Source organism: Cupriavidus basilensis, assembly GCF_000876015.1.
Classification (GTDB): Bacteria; Pseudomonadota; Gammaproteobacteria; order Burkholderiales; family Burkholderiaceae; genus Cupriavidus; species Cupriavidus basilensis_B.
Map to the genome: position 1 here is coordinate 1 of NZ_BBQM01000030.1, position 13,925 is coordinate 13,925.

Annotated in this window: 12 protein-coding genes and 1 tRNA gene; 9 read left to right on the forward strand and 4 right to left on the reverse strand. The window is 66.9% G+C overall.

Annotation, left to right across the window (positions count from 1 at the left end; translation table 11 throughout):
• The 5 genes from KF708C_RS36815 to KF708C_RS30595 form a co-directional block, all read left to right on the forward strand.
• A partial coding sequence (locus KF708C_RS36815; RefSeq protein ID WP_231586645.1) for a hypothetical protein occupies positions 1-206 on the forward strand: 206 nt, incomplete at its 5' end.
• A 9-nt stretch (positions 207-215) separates the two neighbouring features.
• Positions 216-767 carry a hypothetical protein gene (locus KF708C_RS36165; RefSeq protein ID WP_156174030.1) on the forward strand — a complete coding sequence of 184 codons (552 nt, stop codon included), beginning with the start codon at positions 216-218 and terminating at the stop codon, positions 765-767.
• A gap of 18 nt (positions 768-785) precedes the next feature.
• On the forward strand, positions 786-995 hold the full coding sequence (locus KF708C_RS35165; RefSeq protein ID WP_231586646.1) for a DUF4224 domain-containing protein: 210 nt from the start codon (positions 786-788) through the stop codon (positions 993-995).
• Positions 968-1,393, forward strand: a complete 426-nt coding sequence (locus tag KF708C_RS30590; RefSeq protein ID WP_197090454.1) for a DUF7694 domain-containing protein — start codon at positions 968-970, stop codon at positions 1,391-1,393. The genes KF708C_RS35165 and KF708C_RS30590 overlap by 28 nt, the downstream gene beginning before the upstream one ends.
• Positions 1,383-2,435, forward strand: a complete 1,053-nt coding sequence (locus tag KF708C_RS30595; protein WP_082080140.1) for a tyrosine-type recombinase/integrase — start codon at positions 1,383-1,385, stop codon at positions 2,433-2,435. Before KF708C_RS30590 ends, KF708C_RS30595 begins: the two co-directional genes overlap by 11 nt.
• 74 nt (positions 2,436-2,509) lie before the next feature.
• Here the strand turns inward: KF708C_RS30595 and KF708C_RS30600 are convergent.
• From KF708C_RS30600 to acs, 3 genes are all read right to left on the reverse strand, one after another.
• Positions 2,510-2,600, reverse strand: a tRNA-Ser gene (locus KF708C_RS30600).
• Between the two features lie 60 nt (positions 2,601-2,660).
• Positions 2,661-4,712, reverse strand: coding sequence for a VC_2705 family sodium/solute symporter (locus KF708C_RS30605; protein WP_020423735.1), 2,052 nt, complete (start codon positions 4,710-4,712; stop codon positions 2,661-2,663).
• 87 nt (positions 4,713-4,799) lie between these two features.
• Positions 4,800-6,782, reverse strand: coding sequence for an acetate--CoA ligase (gene acs, locus KF708C_RS30610; protein ID WP_020202270.1), 1,983 nt, complete (start codon positions 6,780-6,782; stop codon positions 4,800-4,802).
• A gap of 322 nt (positions 6,783-7,104) precedes the next feature.
• On the opposite strand from acs, the gene KF708C_RS30615 reads away from it, so the two are divergent.
• From KF708C_RS30615 to murI, 4 genes are all read left to right on the forward strand, one after another.
• Positions 7,105-8,073: a DMT family transporter gene (locus tag KF708C_RS30615; RefSeq protein ID WP_370552884.1), complete on the forward strand. Its 969-nt coding sequence runs from the start codon at positions 7,105-7,107 to the stop codon at positions 8,071-8,073.
• 112 nt (positions 8,074-8,185) lie between these two features.
• The gene (locus tag KF708C_RS30620) at positions 8,186-8,713 is read left to right on the forward strand and encodes a TIGR00645 family protein (RefSeq protein WP_020202268.1); all 528 of its coding nucleotides are present in this window, start codon (positions 8,186-8,188) and stop codon (positions 8,711-8,713) included.
• Positions 8,714-8,912: 199 nt separating this feature from the next.
• The gene (locus KF708C_RS30625) at positions 8,913-10,436 is read left to right on the forward strand and encodes a fumarate hydratase (protein ID WP_020202267.1); all 1,524 of its coding nucleotides are present in this window, start codon (positions 8,913-8,915) and stop codon (positions 10,434-10,436) included.
• Positions 10,437-10,541: 105 nt separating this feature from the next.
• A complete protein-coding gene (murI, locus tag KF708C_RS30630; RefSeq protein WP_059415441.1) occupies positions 10,542-11,354 on the forward strand; it encodes a glutamate racemase in 813 nt (270 codons plus the stop codon).
• Between the two features lie 18 nt (positions 11,355-11,372).
• Here the strand turns inward: murI and KF708C_RS30635 are convergent, their stop codons facing one another.
• Complete coding sequence (locus KF708C_RS30635) at positions 11,373-13,673, reverse strand: AAA family ATPase (protein WP_020202265.1); 2,301 nt, start codon at positions 13,671-13,673, stop codon at positions 11,373-11,375.
• Positions 13,674-13,925: the final 252 nt, after the last annotated feature.

The following is a 13,925-nucleotide window of genomic DNA, read 5'->3' on the forward strand; positions in this document are numbered from 1 at the left end:
CGCACATCATGAACCTCCTATCCCGCCTCGACTCGCACAACGAGTTCACTGAAAGCGCCGAAGCCCGGCAGCTAAGAAAGGACGCCGCTGATGAGATTCGGAGGCTCCGATACGCGCTCGACAACGCCAAAGGTCGCGCCGAAGCCGCAGAGATCAAAGCGAGCGCATTGGAGCGCCTAGTGACGCGCGACAACGGCAGGAGATAAGGGGCAAAGATGAAAGCCTGGACACATTGGACAGAAGAAGACGACGCCAAACTGCGCGAGCATTGGGCGAATGGCATCCCTGTGCGAAAGTGGTTCACCGACTTCCCGGGCAGAAGCCAATCCTCGATCTTCTGCCGGGCGCATGCTCTTGGCCTTCCCGCACGCAACAAAACAGTAAAGCGCGATGAATGCGTGACATGGCGCATGATTCAGCGCGTGCTTTCCGATGGAGTGGCGAGGTCAGCCAAAGAAATCTCTATCCTCACCGGCTTCCACAGTGCCTATATCTCACTTCAACTAAAGCGTCACCATCCAGAACATCTGCATATCGTTGGATGGGTTGGGCACCGCATGAAGATGCCGCGGTGGATACTTGGCCCTGGCGAAGATACGCCGAAGCCGGCGCCGATCTCGCATAGTGCGGCATCGGCGAAATGGCGCAAGAAGATACTGAATGAACGGCCGGAAATGATCGATGCTAAGAACGCACGCAGGCGCTTGCGATATGCCGAGCGTGCCGGGACTTTGATCCGCCGCGACCCAGCTGCGGCGTGGATCTAGGGGAACGAGATGAGCAACATGACACTATCGCCAGATGAATTGAAAGAACTGACGCATAGGTGCCGTCCCGGTGCGCAGGCGCGTGCGCTTCGGGCTATGGGTATCGAGCACAAGGTGAGACCAGACGGCAGCGTGGCCGTATTGCGGTCGCACGTTGAGGGGCAGATGGGGGCTCCGAAGGAACGCGCAAAGGTGGCATCGTGGGAACCGAATTGGGGGGCGGCGTGAATACTACGCGAGAAGAACGACGCGCACTGCTGCGTGAGAATTCGAAGCAGCCGAAGTACCTGGTGCCAGTTGAGGGATGGCAGTACAGCAGCCATATTCCTGATGGCCTTATCGAAGTCTGGCGCTCGCGAGAATTCCTCGTGCAGATCTTCCGTGAAGGCGAAGGCATCGTCCGCGCATCCGTCAATCGAACGACGATTGATGCTTCGTCTGGTCGCTGGCACGATTCGATCTCATGGGACGAATTGCAGCGCATCAAGCGGGAGATTGGGCGCGGCCACATGGATGCCGTCGAGGTCTATCCGAACGATAGCGATGTCGTGAACGTGGCGAACATGCGGCACCTCTGGATCTTCGCGGATCCGCTTCCGTACAAGTGGAGCAAGAATGCCACGTAAGCGTAACCCCGAGAACCAGGGCCTGCCGACGCGCTGGCGGCAGCGCCGTGGCGCCTACTACTATCAGGTCCCGCCAGGCCTGGAAGCAATGTGGGATGGGAAGAAGGAATTCCGGCTCGGCGCGTCGCTGCCAGAAGCGTACAAGGTCTGGGCCGAACGCCTGGCCAGCCCCGAGGACACGCGCACGATCGCTCAACTGCTGGACCGGTACTCGCTCCAGGTCGTGCCCACGAAGGCCCCCAGCACGCGAGTGCAGAACCAGGTGGCGATCAAGCGCCTGCGCGCCGTGCTCGGCAACGCCCCCATCTCTTGGGTCCGGCCCCAGGTGATCTACCAGTACATCGAGCACCGGCAATCGAAGGTCGCAGCGCGCCGCGAGATTGAGATCCTGTCGCATGCTTTCACCAAGGCGGTCGAGTGGGGAATCATCGACAGGCACCCGTTCAAGGGCGAGGTGCGCCTGGCCGGCGAGAAGGCGCGCACGCGCTACGTGGAGGACTGGGAGATCGTCGAATGCCTGTCGCTGGAGTCGAAACGCAAAGCGGGCAGCGTTCTCGCGGTGCAGGCCTACATCCGGATCAAGCTGATCACCGGCCTACGCCGCGGGGATCTGCTGCGCCTGACCATGTCCGACCTGCAGGAGGACGGCATTCACGTCACACCGGCGAAGACGGCCGGCAGCACCGCAAAGCGGATTATCCTGGCCTGGACGGACGAGCTGCGTGCCAGCGTCGAAATGGCCAAACAGGCGCGGCCGGTGCGTATCTCACCCTGGCTCTTCTGCAATCGCGACGGGCAGTCCTATCTCAATGAGGAAACGGGCCGGGCCGGCGGGTGGGATTCGATGTGGCGCGGCTTCATGGAGCGCGCGCTGAAGGAGACGGGGATAAAAGTGCGCTTCAACGAGCACGACCTGCGCGCGAAATGCGCAAGCGATGCAGCTACATTGGAGCATGCGCGGGCGCTGATGGCCCACGCTGACAGCAGGATCACGGACCGGGTGTATCGGCGCAAACCTGAGTTGGTGCAGCCTCTGCGGTAGTGGCTGAATAGGACACCGCCAAATCTATAGGGCGCCATCAGCAACAACTAACCCGCAAAGCCATATGGAATCAGTGGCGGAGAGAGGGGGATTCGAACCCCCGATAGGCTATTAACCTATACACGCTTTCCAGGCGTGCGACTTAAACCACTCATCCATCTCTCCGGGAAGTCGGCGATTATAACAGACTTGTCCGGCAATTCCAGTGTTTCGTGAAGCGGTCCGTCAGCCACGTCGCAGGTAGGTCACGAGGCGGTCGATCACGGGCGCGTTGCGCGGGGTCAGCAGGCTGACGAGGATGGCGACGGCGAAGCCGGCGGGGACGCCGAAGGCGCCTGACGCGATGGGGTCGACGCCGAACCAGCGGTTGCCGAAGATGCCGGTCATGCGGGTGAAGAACGGGTAGTTGACGAAGATGTAGTAGACCGCCACGCCGAGGCCGGCGGTCATGCCGGCGACCGCGCCGGCGGCGGTGGTGCGGCGCCAGAAGATGGCGAGCACGAGTACCGGGAAGAAGCTGGAGGCGGCCAGCGAGAAGGCGGCGCCGACCAGGAAGAGGATGTTGCCGGGCCGCAGCGAGGTGACGTACGAGGCGAACAGCGCGACGCCGAGCAGGACGATCTTGGCGGTGGTGACGCGCCGCTGGTGGCTCGCGGTGCGGTCGATCATGTGATAGAAGACGTCGTGCGAGAGCGCGTTGGCGATGGTGAGCAGCAGGCCGTCGGCAGTGGAGAGCGCCGCGGCGAGCGCGCCGGCGGCGACGAGGCCGGAGATGACGTAGGGCAGGCCGGCGATCTCGGGCGCGGCGAGCACGATCATGTCGGGCTGGATCAGGATCTCGGCCCACTGCACGATGCCGTCGCCGTTGACGTCGCGGATGCCGAACACGGGCGGGTCGACCTTGCGCCATTGCACTACCCACTGCGGCAGTTCGGCGTAGGGAGTGCCGACCAGGTGCTGGAAGAATTCGTATTTCACCAGCGCGGCGAGCGTGGGCGCGGAGACGTAGAGCAGCGCGATGCAGAACACGGCCCAGGCCACGGAGCTGCGCGTTTCCTTGACCGACGGCGTGGTGTAGAGGCGCGTGAGGATGTGCGGCAGGCTGGCGGTGCCGAGCATCAGGCAGAACACGAGCAGCACGAAGTTGAGGCGCTTGGTCTTGCGCTCCTGCTCGGAGGCGGAGGGATAGGGTTCGGTGGAGGGCGTGGACGGCTGGCTGCGCGCGAGCGCTTCTTCGCGCTGCTGGCTCCATTGCAGCTGCGCCGCGGCGACGTCGCGCGGGAATTCGATGCGCTCGCGCTCGACGGTCTTGATCTCGCGCAGCGGCGCGTTGCGCAGGCGCAGTTCCTGCAGCCGCGCGGACAGCGCGTCGCGTTCCTCGGCGAACGACTGCGGCAGCCGGGCGATGCGTTCCTGCATGCGGATGGCCTGCTGGCGGTAGAACTCGCGCACGACCTGCTCGGCCGGGTCGCGCTCTATCTCGCGCTCGCGCGTGTCGAGCTGCGAGAGCAGCTTGCCATAGCTGAGCTGGGGCAGCGCGTCGTGATGATGTTTCCACGCGATCATCGACACCGTGACCAGGAAGGCGACGATCAGCATGATGTATTGCGCGACCTGGGTCCACGTGACCGCGCGCATGCCGCCGAGGAACGAGCAGACCAGGATGCCGGCCAGGCCGAAGAACACGCCGACGGCGAACTCCACGCCGATGAAGCGCGTGACGATCAGCCCTACGCCCTGGATCTGCGCCACCAGGTAGACGAAGGAGCAGAGCGAGGCGGCCAGCACGGCGATCGCGCGCACCGGCAGGTTGCCGCCGGGCTTGCCGTTGCCGTAGCGCGCGGCGAGGAAGTCGGGGATGGTGTAGCCGCCGTACTTGCGCAGGTAGGGCGCGAGCAGGAAGGCGACCAGGCAGTAGCCGCCGGTCCAGCCCATCACGTAGGCGAGCCCTTCGTAGCCCGAGGCGAACAGAATGCCGGCCAGGCCGATGAAGGACGCGGCGCTCATCCAGTCGGCGGCGATGGCCATGCCGTTGAACATGGCGGGCACGCGGCGCCCCGCCACGTAGTATTCATTGAGGTCGGAGGTGCGGCAGATCAGCCCGATGCACGCATAGATGGCGATGGTGACGAACAGGAAGACGTAGCCGAGCCAGAGCGCGTCGCCGCTGGAATGCTCCAGCAGGCCCATCATGCCGATGAACGTGAAGAGGCCGACGGTGAACAAGCCGTAGTAGAGCAGCAGCCGGCGGCGGAAGCGCGACTGTTCGTCGGGCATGGGATGCGTGGTTGGACTGGCGCCGCGGATGCGGAAACGGCCGGCCGGCACGCGCGTGGCGTACCGGCCGGCCGGTGCGTGCCCTGCTTACTGGACCTGCTTGAGCTGGTCCAGGATGGCGGGGTTTTCCAGGGTCGAGGTGTCCTGGGTGATTTCCTCGTTCTTGGCCAGCGAGCGCAACAGGCGCCGCATGATCTTGCCGGAGCGGGTCTTGGGCAGGTTGTCGCCGAAGCGGATGTCCTTGGGCTTGGCGATCGGGCCGATCTCCTTGCCGACCCAGTTGCGCAGCTCGGTGGCGATCTGCTTGGCTTCTTCCTCGGTCGGGCGCGAGCGCTTGAGCACCACGAAGGCGCAGATGGCCTCGCCGGTCATGTCGTCGGGGCGGCCCACCACGGCGGCCTCGGCCACGATCGGGTTGGACACCAGCGCCGACTCGATCTCCATCGTGCCCATGCGGTGGCCCGAGACGTTGAGCACGTCGTCGATGCGGCCCATGATGGTGAAGTAGCCGGTTTCCTTGTCGCGGATCGAGCCGTCGCCGGCAAGGTAGAGCTTGCCGCCGAGTTCCTCCGGGAAGTAGCTCTTCTTGAAGCGGTCCGGATCGCCCCAGATGGTGCGGATCATCGACGGCCACGGGCGCTTGACGACCAGGATGCCGCCGCTGCCGTTGGGCACGTCCTGGCCGGTCTCGTCGACGATGGCGGCGATGATGCCGGGCAGCGGCAAGGTGCACGAGCCCGGCACCAGCGGCGTGGCGCCCGGCAGCGGCGTGATCATGTGGCCGCCGGTCTCGGTCTGCCAGAAGGTGTCCACGATCGGGCAGCGCTCGTTGCCGATATTGTGGTGGTACCACATCCAGGCTTCCGGGTTGATCGGTTCGCCCACGGTGCCGAGCAGGCGCAGGCTGGACAGGTCGTACTGCTTCGGATGGACCTTCTCGTCGGCGTCGGCGGCCTTGATCAGCGAGCGGATCGCGGTCGGCGCGGTGTAGAAGATGCTGACCTTGTGGCGCGCGATCATGTCCCAGAAGCGGCCGGCGTTGGGATACGTGGGCACGCCTTCGAACACCACCTGGGTGGCGCCGGCGGCGAGCGGGCCGTAGGCGATGTAGGTGTGGCCCGTGACCCAGCCGATGTCGGCGGTGCACCAGAACAGGTCGTCGGGCTTGATGTCGAAAGTCCACTTCATCGTCATCAGCGCCCACAGCAGGTAGCCGCCGGTGCTGTGCTGCACGCCCTTGGGCTTGCCGGTGGAGCCGGAGGTGTAGAGCACGAACAGCGGGTGCTCGGCGCTGACCGGCTCGGCTTCGCAGGTCTCGGGCTGGCCCTTGGCGACGTCGTCCATCGCGCGGTCGCGGCCTTCGGTCCAGTTGACCTTGCCGCCGGTGCGGCGATACACGATGACGCTCTTGACGGCTTCGCAGCCACCCAGCGCGAGCGCTTCGTCGGCGATGGCCTTGAGCGGCAGCGCCTTGCCGCCGCGCATCTGCTCGTCGGCGGTGATCAGCGCGACCGCGCCGACGTCCACCAGACGTTCCTGCAGCGACTTGGCGGAGAAGCCGCCGAACACCACCGAGTGGGTGGCGCCGATGCGCGCGCAGGCCTGCATGGCCACCACGCCTTCGACCGACATCGGCATGTAGATGACGACGCGGTCGCCCTTCCTGATGCCGAGCGCCTTGAGGCCGTTGGCGAACTGGCAGACCTTGGTGTGAAGCTGGCGGTAGGTGACTTTGCTGACGGCGCCGTCGTCGGCCTCGAACACGATCGCCACCTTGTCGGCGTTGCCGTTGGCGAGGTTGCGGTCGAGGCAGTTGTAGGAGGCGTTGAGCTCGCCGTCCTCGAACCATTTGTAGAACGGCGCGTTGCTTTCGTCGAGCACCTTGGTGAAAGGCTTGCTCCAGTGCAGCTGTTCGCGCGCATGCCGCGCCCAGAAGCCCTCGTAGTCACGCTCCGCTTCATCGCACAGCGCCCGGTAGGCCTCCATGCTTGGCACCGCGGCCTGCTTTGCGAACGACTCCGGGGGATTGAAAACGCGATGCTCCTGCATCACCGATTCGATGGCGGACATTTGTTTGTCTCCTGATATGGTGTGGCTGCGTGGCTGCAAACTTACGCCCGACGGCTTACTTAAACCTGACGTGCCGCCGGGGGTTTTCAGGCCCCCGCCGGGCCGGGTCCGGCTGCTGCAATGCAGCATGCCGCTTGCGTGCGGCGCAGCATCGGCGAGCGTTGCGCCGGCAACGCGGGTGGCGCGATCGCGGCGCCCGCATGCCGATGTGCAGCCTTCTCCATTAGGCTAGCACAGCTATAATGCCGCGAGCCCTATTCCGAACACGGCGCTGCGACATTCGCGGAGTTTGCGCGCGCCGCACGCCGCCCGCCGAGCCGACTTGGCCGTCCACGACTTGCCCGTCCACTCCCTCCTCCTGATCGCCGCGATGGCCCTGGTCGGCAGCAATGTCGGACTGGGCAAGGCCATCGTGGCCTACGTGCCGATCCTGCTGTTCGCGCTGCTGCGCTTTGCCATCGCCATCGTGTGCCTGGCGCCGTGGTACCGGCCCGCGCGCATGCGCGCGGTGTCGCGCGGCGAGTGGCTCAACCTGTTCCTGCAGGCGTTCTTCGGCACCTTCCTGTTCACGCTGCTGATGCTGGGCGGCGTGCGCCTGACCAGCGCGATGGCCGCGGGCGTGATCACCAGCACCATCCCGGCCACGGTGGCGCTGCTGTCGTGGCTGGTCCTGCGCGAGCGGCTGTCGCGCCGCACCGTGCTGTCGGTGCTGCTGGCGGTGGCGGGCATCGCGGTGCTGAACGTGGCGCGCGGCACCGGGCACGGCGCCGGTGGCGGGACCGACGGCGGGCAGGCGCTGCTCGGCAACCTGATGATCATGGGCGCGGTGATCTGCGAATCGGTCTACGTGATCCTGTCGCGGCGGCTGGCGCAGACGCTGGCGGCGATCGAGATCTGCGCCTACACGCACCTGATCGGCGGCCTGCTGATGCTGCCGCTGGGGCTGGTGCCGCTGCTCACGTTCGACATGGCCTCGGTCCCGCCCGGCATCTGGCTGATGCTGCTGTGGTACGCGCTGTCGGCCAGCATCTTCTCGTTCTGGCTGTGGATGAAGGGCGTGCGCCACGTGCCCGCGCAACTGGCCGGCGTGTTTACCGCGGTGCTGCCGGTCGCGGCGGCCACCTACGGCATCGTCTTCCTCGGCGAGACGCCGGGCTGGGCGCATGGCGTGGCGCTGGCCTGCGTGCTGACCGGCATCGTGCTGGCGAGCTGGCCCGGCCCGCTCGCCCGGCGCACGTGGCGCGACGGCGCCGGTGCGGCGGCCGGCGCCAGGCGGGATCGCGGCGGCTGAACAGGTTGAAGGCCGGCCGGGGTGCAAAACGCGCGATTCGCGAAATATGCGCAATGTACAATTGCAACCCTTCCCTTACATTCCGCTTTCAACCCCAATGGCATCGAATCCCATGTCGAACCAGCCCCGGCGGCTCGGCCCGCTGGCCAGCGTGATCTTTTCCTCGCGCTGGCTGCAGCTGCCGCTTTACCTCGGCCTGATCGTCGCGCAGGCGGTCTACGTCTATCACTTCGGCGTGGAAGTCTGGCACCTGGTGGCGCACGCCACCGAATACGACGAGACCAAGTTCATGCTGGTGGTGCTGGGCCTGATCGACGTGGTGATGATCTCCAACCTGCTGATCATGGTGATCGTGGGCGGCTACGAGACCTTCGTCTCGCGCCTGGGGCTGGACAACCATCCGGACGAGCCGGAATGGCTCGACCACGTCAACGCCGGCGTGCTCAAGGTCAAGCTGTCGATGGCGCTGATCAGCATCTCGTCGATCCACCTGCTCAAGACCTTCATCGACGCCGACCAGCGCGCGCCGAACACCATCATGTGGCAGGTCATCATCCACCTCGCCTTCCTGCTCTCGGCGGTGGCGATGGCCTACGTCGACAAGCTGGTGTCGCACCCCGCGCCCGGCAAGGCGCACTGAAGGCGCTCCCGGCGAGGCCACCAGACCGCGGCCCCGGCTGCGGTTTTTTTTCGGCCTGCCGCCGGAACGCCCGGCGGGCCGCGCGATGCGGCCCCGGCATCACCCGCGGCGTTGCCGGCATGCGCATGCGCGTGCCGCGACGCCGCCGCGCGGGTGTATCATTCCGAGTTGAATTTCCCCTCGCCTGTCCCCCACAAAAATGACCGTCATCAAACAAGAAGACCTCATCCAGAGCGTCGCCGACTCCCTGCAGTACATCAGCTATTACCACCCGATGGACTACATCACCAGCCTGGGCCGCGCCTATGAGCTGGAGCAGAGTCCGGCCGCCAAGGACGCGATCGCGCAGATCCTGACCAACAGCCGCATGTGCGCGGAGGGCAAGCGCCCGATCTGCCAGGACACCGGCATCGTCACGATCTTCGTCAAGGTGGGCATGGACGTGCGCTGGGACGGCGCCACCATGGGGCTGTCGGACATGATCAACGAAGGCGTGCGCCGCGGCTACACCCATCCGGACAACGTGCTGCGCGCCTCCATCGTCAACCCGCCCGAAGGCGGCCGCAAGAACACCCGCGACAACACCCCGGCCGTGATCCACTATGAAGTGGTGCCCGGCAACACGGTGGACATCCAGGTCGCGGCCAAGGGCGGCGGCTCGGAGAACAAGTCGAAGTTCGTCATGCTCAACCCGTCCGACTCCATCGTCGACTGGGTGCTCAAGACCGTGCCGACGATGGGCGCCGGCTGGTGCCCGCCCGGCATGCTGGGCATCGGCATCGGCGGCACCGCGGAGAAGGCGATGGTCATGGCCAAGGAATCGCTGATGGACCCGATCGACATCCAGGACGTGATCGCGCGCGGCCCGCGCGACTGGATCGAGGAACTGCGCGTGGAGCTGTACGAGAAGGTCAACGCACTGGGCATCGGCGCGCAGGGCCTGGGCGGCCTGGCCACCGTGCTCGACGTCAAGATCATGGGCTACCCGACCCACGCGGCCTCGAAGCCGGTGGCGATGATCCCGAACTGCGCGGCCACGCGCCACGCGCACTTCACGCTGGACGGCAGCGGCCCGGCCAGGCTGGAAGCGCCGGACCTGTCGCAATGGCCGAAGGTCGAGTGGGCGCCCAACACCGAAACCTCCAAGCGCGTCGACCTGAACACGCTCACGCCCGAGGAAGTGGCGTCGTGGAAGCCGGGCCAGACCCTGCTGCTCAACGGCAAGATGCTGACCGGCCGCGACGCCGCGCACAAGCGCATCGCCGACATGCTGGCCAAGGGCGAGAAACTGCCGGTGGACTTCAAGAACCGCGTGATCTACTACGTCGGCCCGGTCGACCCGGTGCGCGACGAAGCGGTCGGCCCGGCCGGCCCGACCACCGCCACGCGCATGGACAAGTTCACCGAGATGATGCTGGCCGAGACCGGCCTGATCTCGATGATCGGCAAGGCCGAGCGCGGCCCGGTGGCGATCGAGGCGATCAAGAAGCACAAGTCGGCCTACCTGATGGCGGTCGGCGGCGCGGCTTACCTGGTGGCCAAGGCGATCAAGGAAGCCAAGGTGGTCGGCTTCGCGGACCTGGGCATGGAAGCCATCTACGAGTTCGACGTCAAGGACATGCCGGTGACGGTGGCCGTGGACAGCGAAGGCACCTCGGTGCACAAGACCGGCCCCGCCGAATGGCAGGCCAAGATCGGCAAGATCCCGGTCGCCGCGGCATAATCCGGGCTGCTTCCGCGACAGCCATGCCGCTGTAGAGAGCCGGGTCGCCGACCCGGCTTTTTGCATGCAGGCCCTGAATTTTTCCCAATACGCCACACGCCATCCGTGAACAACGCACCCATCGGCATCTTCGACTCCGGCCTCGGCGGCCTGTCCGTGCTGCGCGAGGTCCGCGCGCTGCTGCCGCATGAGTCGCTGCTGTACCTCGCCGACTCGAAGTACAACCCGTATGGCGAGAAGCCCGAGCGCTTCGTCGAGGCGCGCACGCTGCAGGCCTGCGAATGGCTGGTGGCGCAAGGCTGCAAGGCGCTGGTGATCGCCTGCAACACGGCCACCATGCACGCGGTGCACACGCTGCGCGAGCGGCTGGCGCTGCCGATCATCGGCGTCGAGCCCGGCCTCAAGCCGGCGGCCGCGGCGAGCCGCAGCAAGGTGGTCGGCGTGCTGGCCACCGGCAACACGCTCAGGAGCGCGAAGTTCGCGCGGCTGCTGGCCTCGCTCGATGGCGAGAGCCGCTTTCTCTGCCAGGCCGGCAGCGGCCTGGTCGCGCTGATCGAGGAAGGCGACGTGGCCGGCCCCGCCGTGCGCGAGAAGCTCGACGCCTATCTCACGCCGATGCTCGCGGCCGGCGCCGACACGCTGGTGCTGGGCTGCACCCACTACCCGTTCCTGGCGGAGGCGATCCACGGCATGGTGGGAGACCGGCTGGCGCTGGTCGACACCGGCAGCGCCATCGCGCGCCAGTTGCAGCGCAAGCTTGGCGAGCACGGCCTGGCCACCGATGCCGGCGCGGTGCCGCGCGACCGTTATGCGTCCACCAAGGACGCCGCGCACCTGCGCGCGATGGCCGCCGCGCTGCTGCACGTGGAGGCCGACGCGCAAACCGTGTCGATCGAGCCGGCTCCCGCGCTGGCCTGACCCCGGCGCGCGCCCACGCTACTGCAGGAAGCCCAGCGGCCTGCGCTGCCGCACGTCGGGCTTGACCGCATGCTCCTGGCGCAGTTGCGCGAGGAATTCGTCGGGCGTCAGCGACTCTCCCAGCAGCACGCACTGGCGCTTGACCGTGGCGAAGTCGCCCGGCGTCAGGCAGTCCAGGTGCGCCAGTTCCTCGCGCATGGCGCTGTCGAGACGCGCGGCGTCGCCGTCGAGCGCTTCTTCCACGAACATCGCGGCGCGCTGCTCCGGCTTGAGCGGCAGGAAGCGGATCTTGAACGAGAAACGCCGCAGCGCGGCTTCGTCGATGCGCTCGAACAGGTTGGTGGTGCACACGAAGATGCCGTTGAAGCGCTCCATGCCCTGCAGCATCTCGTTGACCTCGGACACCTCGTAGTTGCGCACGGCGTTCTGGCGGCTCTGCATGAAGCTGTCGGCCTCGTCGAGCAGCAGCACCGCGCCCTCCTCCTCGGCGCGCGCGAACATCGCCGCGATCTGCTGCTCGGTCTCGCCCACGTACTTGCTCATCAGGTCGGACGCGCGGCGGATCATCAGCGGCTGCTCCAGCGCCGCGGCGATGTGCTCGGCCAGCGCGGTCTTGCCGGTGCCGGGCGGCCCGTAGAAGCACAGCGTGCCGCGCTCGCGCGCCTTGAGCGCCTGCACGATCTTGCCCACGTCGTAGCGCGTCTCCAGGTTGAGGTAGTCGAGCCGGTAATGCGTCACCAGCGGCCGCCCTTCCACCTCCGGGCGCAGGCCCATCGCGCGGTCGGCATGGTCGAGCTGGCGCAGGATCAGCGCCTCCACCGGCTCGGCCACGCCCGTGCGCGCCAACTGCACGAAGCGCGCGGCCGACTGCACCTGCGCCGGCGTGAGCGTCTTGCGCGCGGCCAGCGTGGCGATGAAGGCATCGCTCACGTCGAGCGCGCCGAGATGCTTGCGGATGATGTTCTCGCGCACCTGCGGCGGCGGGATCTTCAGCTCCAGGTGGAACTGGAAGCGGCGCAGGTAGGCCGGATCGATCTGCCGGATCGAGTTGGAAATCCAGATCACCGGCACCGGGTTCTGCTCCAGCGTCTGGTTGACCCAGGCCTTGCCGTTGACCGAGCCGCGCGGGTCTTCCTGGCCGAACAGGCTGGTCAGCTCGCGCGTGCTGCCGGGGAACACGTCTTCCACCTCGTCGAACAGCAGCGCCGTGTGCGGGCGGCCGCGCAGGAATGCCTGCGACACCTGCAGCGAGCGATAGCGGTCCTTGCCCGAGAGGCTGTTGCCGTCGCGGTCGAGGCAGTCCACCTCGTACAGCTCGCAGCCGGCCTCGCGCGCCAGCAGCCTGGCGAACTCGGTCTTGCCGGTGCCGGGCGGGCCGTAGATCAGCACGTTGACCCCGCAGGCGTGCTGGCTGGTGGCGTTGGCCAGCAGCGCCGAGAGATAGCGCGCGTCGGTCTCGACGTGCGGATAGTCGCCGGTGCCCAGCGTGGGCGCCGCGGCGGGGCGCGTGAACACCGCCATCATCTCCGCCTCGTCGGCGTAGTTGCCGAGCAGCACGTGCAGCAGGCGGTCGGACAGGCGCATCAGGTCGCCGAGGTCGGTCACGCTGTTCTCGGGCAGCGGCTGCTCGATCAGGTTGAGCGTCTCCAGGCGCGAGCCGGGCCGCAGCGAGGCGGCCACCGCCGCGGGGCTGGCGCCGGTCAGCCCGGCCAGGATCTGGAAGGCCTCCTGGCTGTGCGCCACCTTGCAGTCCACCATCACGGCGCGCAGGTCGCGCTTGTACTTGGCCAGCGCGGCGTACAGCAGCAGCTTGCGCTCGTGCTCGGGCAGGTCCAGCACGTGGCTGAGCATGTCGATATTGCGCACCAGCAGCACGCGCTCGCCGTCCAGCCGCGCGGCCAGCGCCGCGGCCGAGACGTCGAACACGGCGAACATGTCCTTGGCGTGGTGCTTGACGTATTCGTCGAGGTAATAGAACAGCGCGCTTTCGTCGAAGGCGCTGTTCCACTGGCCGTGCCGCTCGAGGAATTCCTCCGGGGTCAGGCGCGCGGCGCCCTTCCAGGCCGGCATGTCGGCGCAGCGCGCGGCCAGGAAGCGCTGCACGCGCAGCACCACGCCGTAGGGCCACACCATGTCCTGGGCGCTGACGGTCAGGATGTCGTTGATGTTGCTGCGCAGGTTGAAGCGCGGCCCCAGCGCGCACACCACGCGCAGGGCGAACTGGGCGCACATCCAGTCGAGCGCGGAGGTACCCGGCGAGACAGCGGCGGCACGCAGCAGCGTGGAGCGGTCATCATCGGCGCAACGGGTGAAGTCCATAGCCTGATCCTCTCGCACGGGGGCGCCGGCGCCGTGGGCGGCGCGGCGAATTGCTCGTCTTTTTCCTATGCTAGCGCGCTTTGTGGCAGATCGGGCATTGCCGGCAACCCTGTGCCGTGCGCCGGAGCGCATTCGGGCGCGGCGTCCGGTCGCGGCGTCCGGTCGCGGGGCGGGAGCGCGGCGCGAAATCGCGGCGAAATCGGCGTATAAAGACGACTTGTGCAGCGCCGCGATGCGACCCGGAACCGGCTG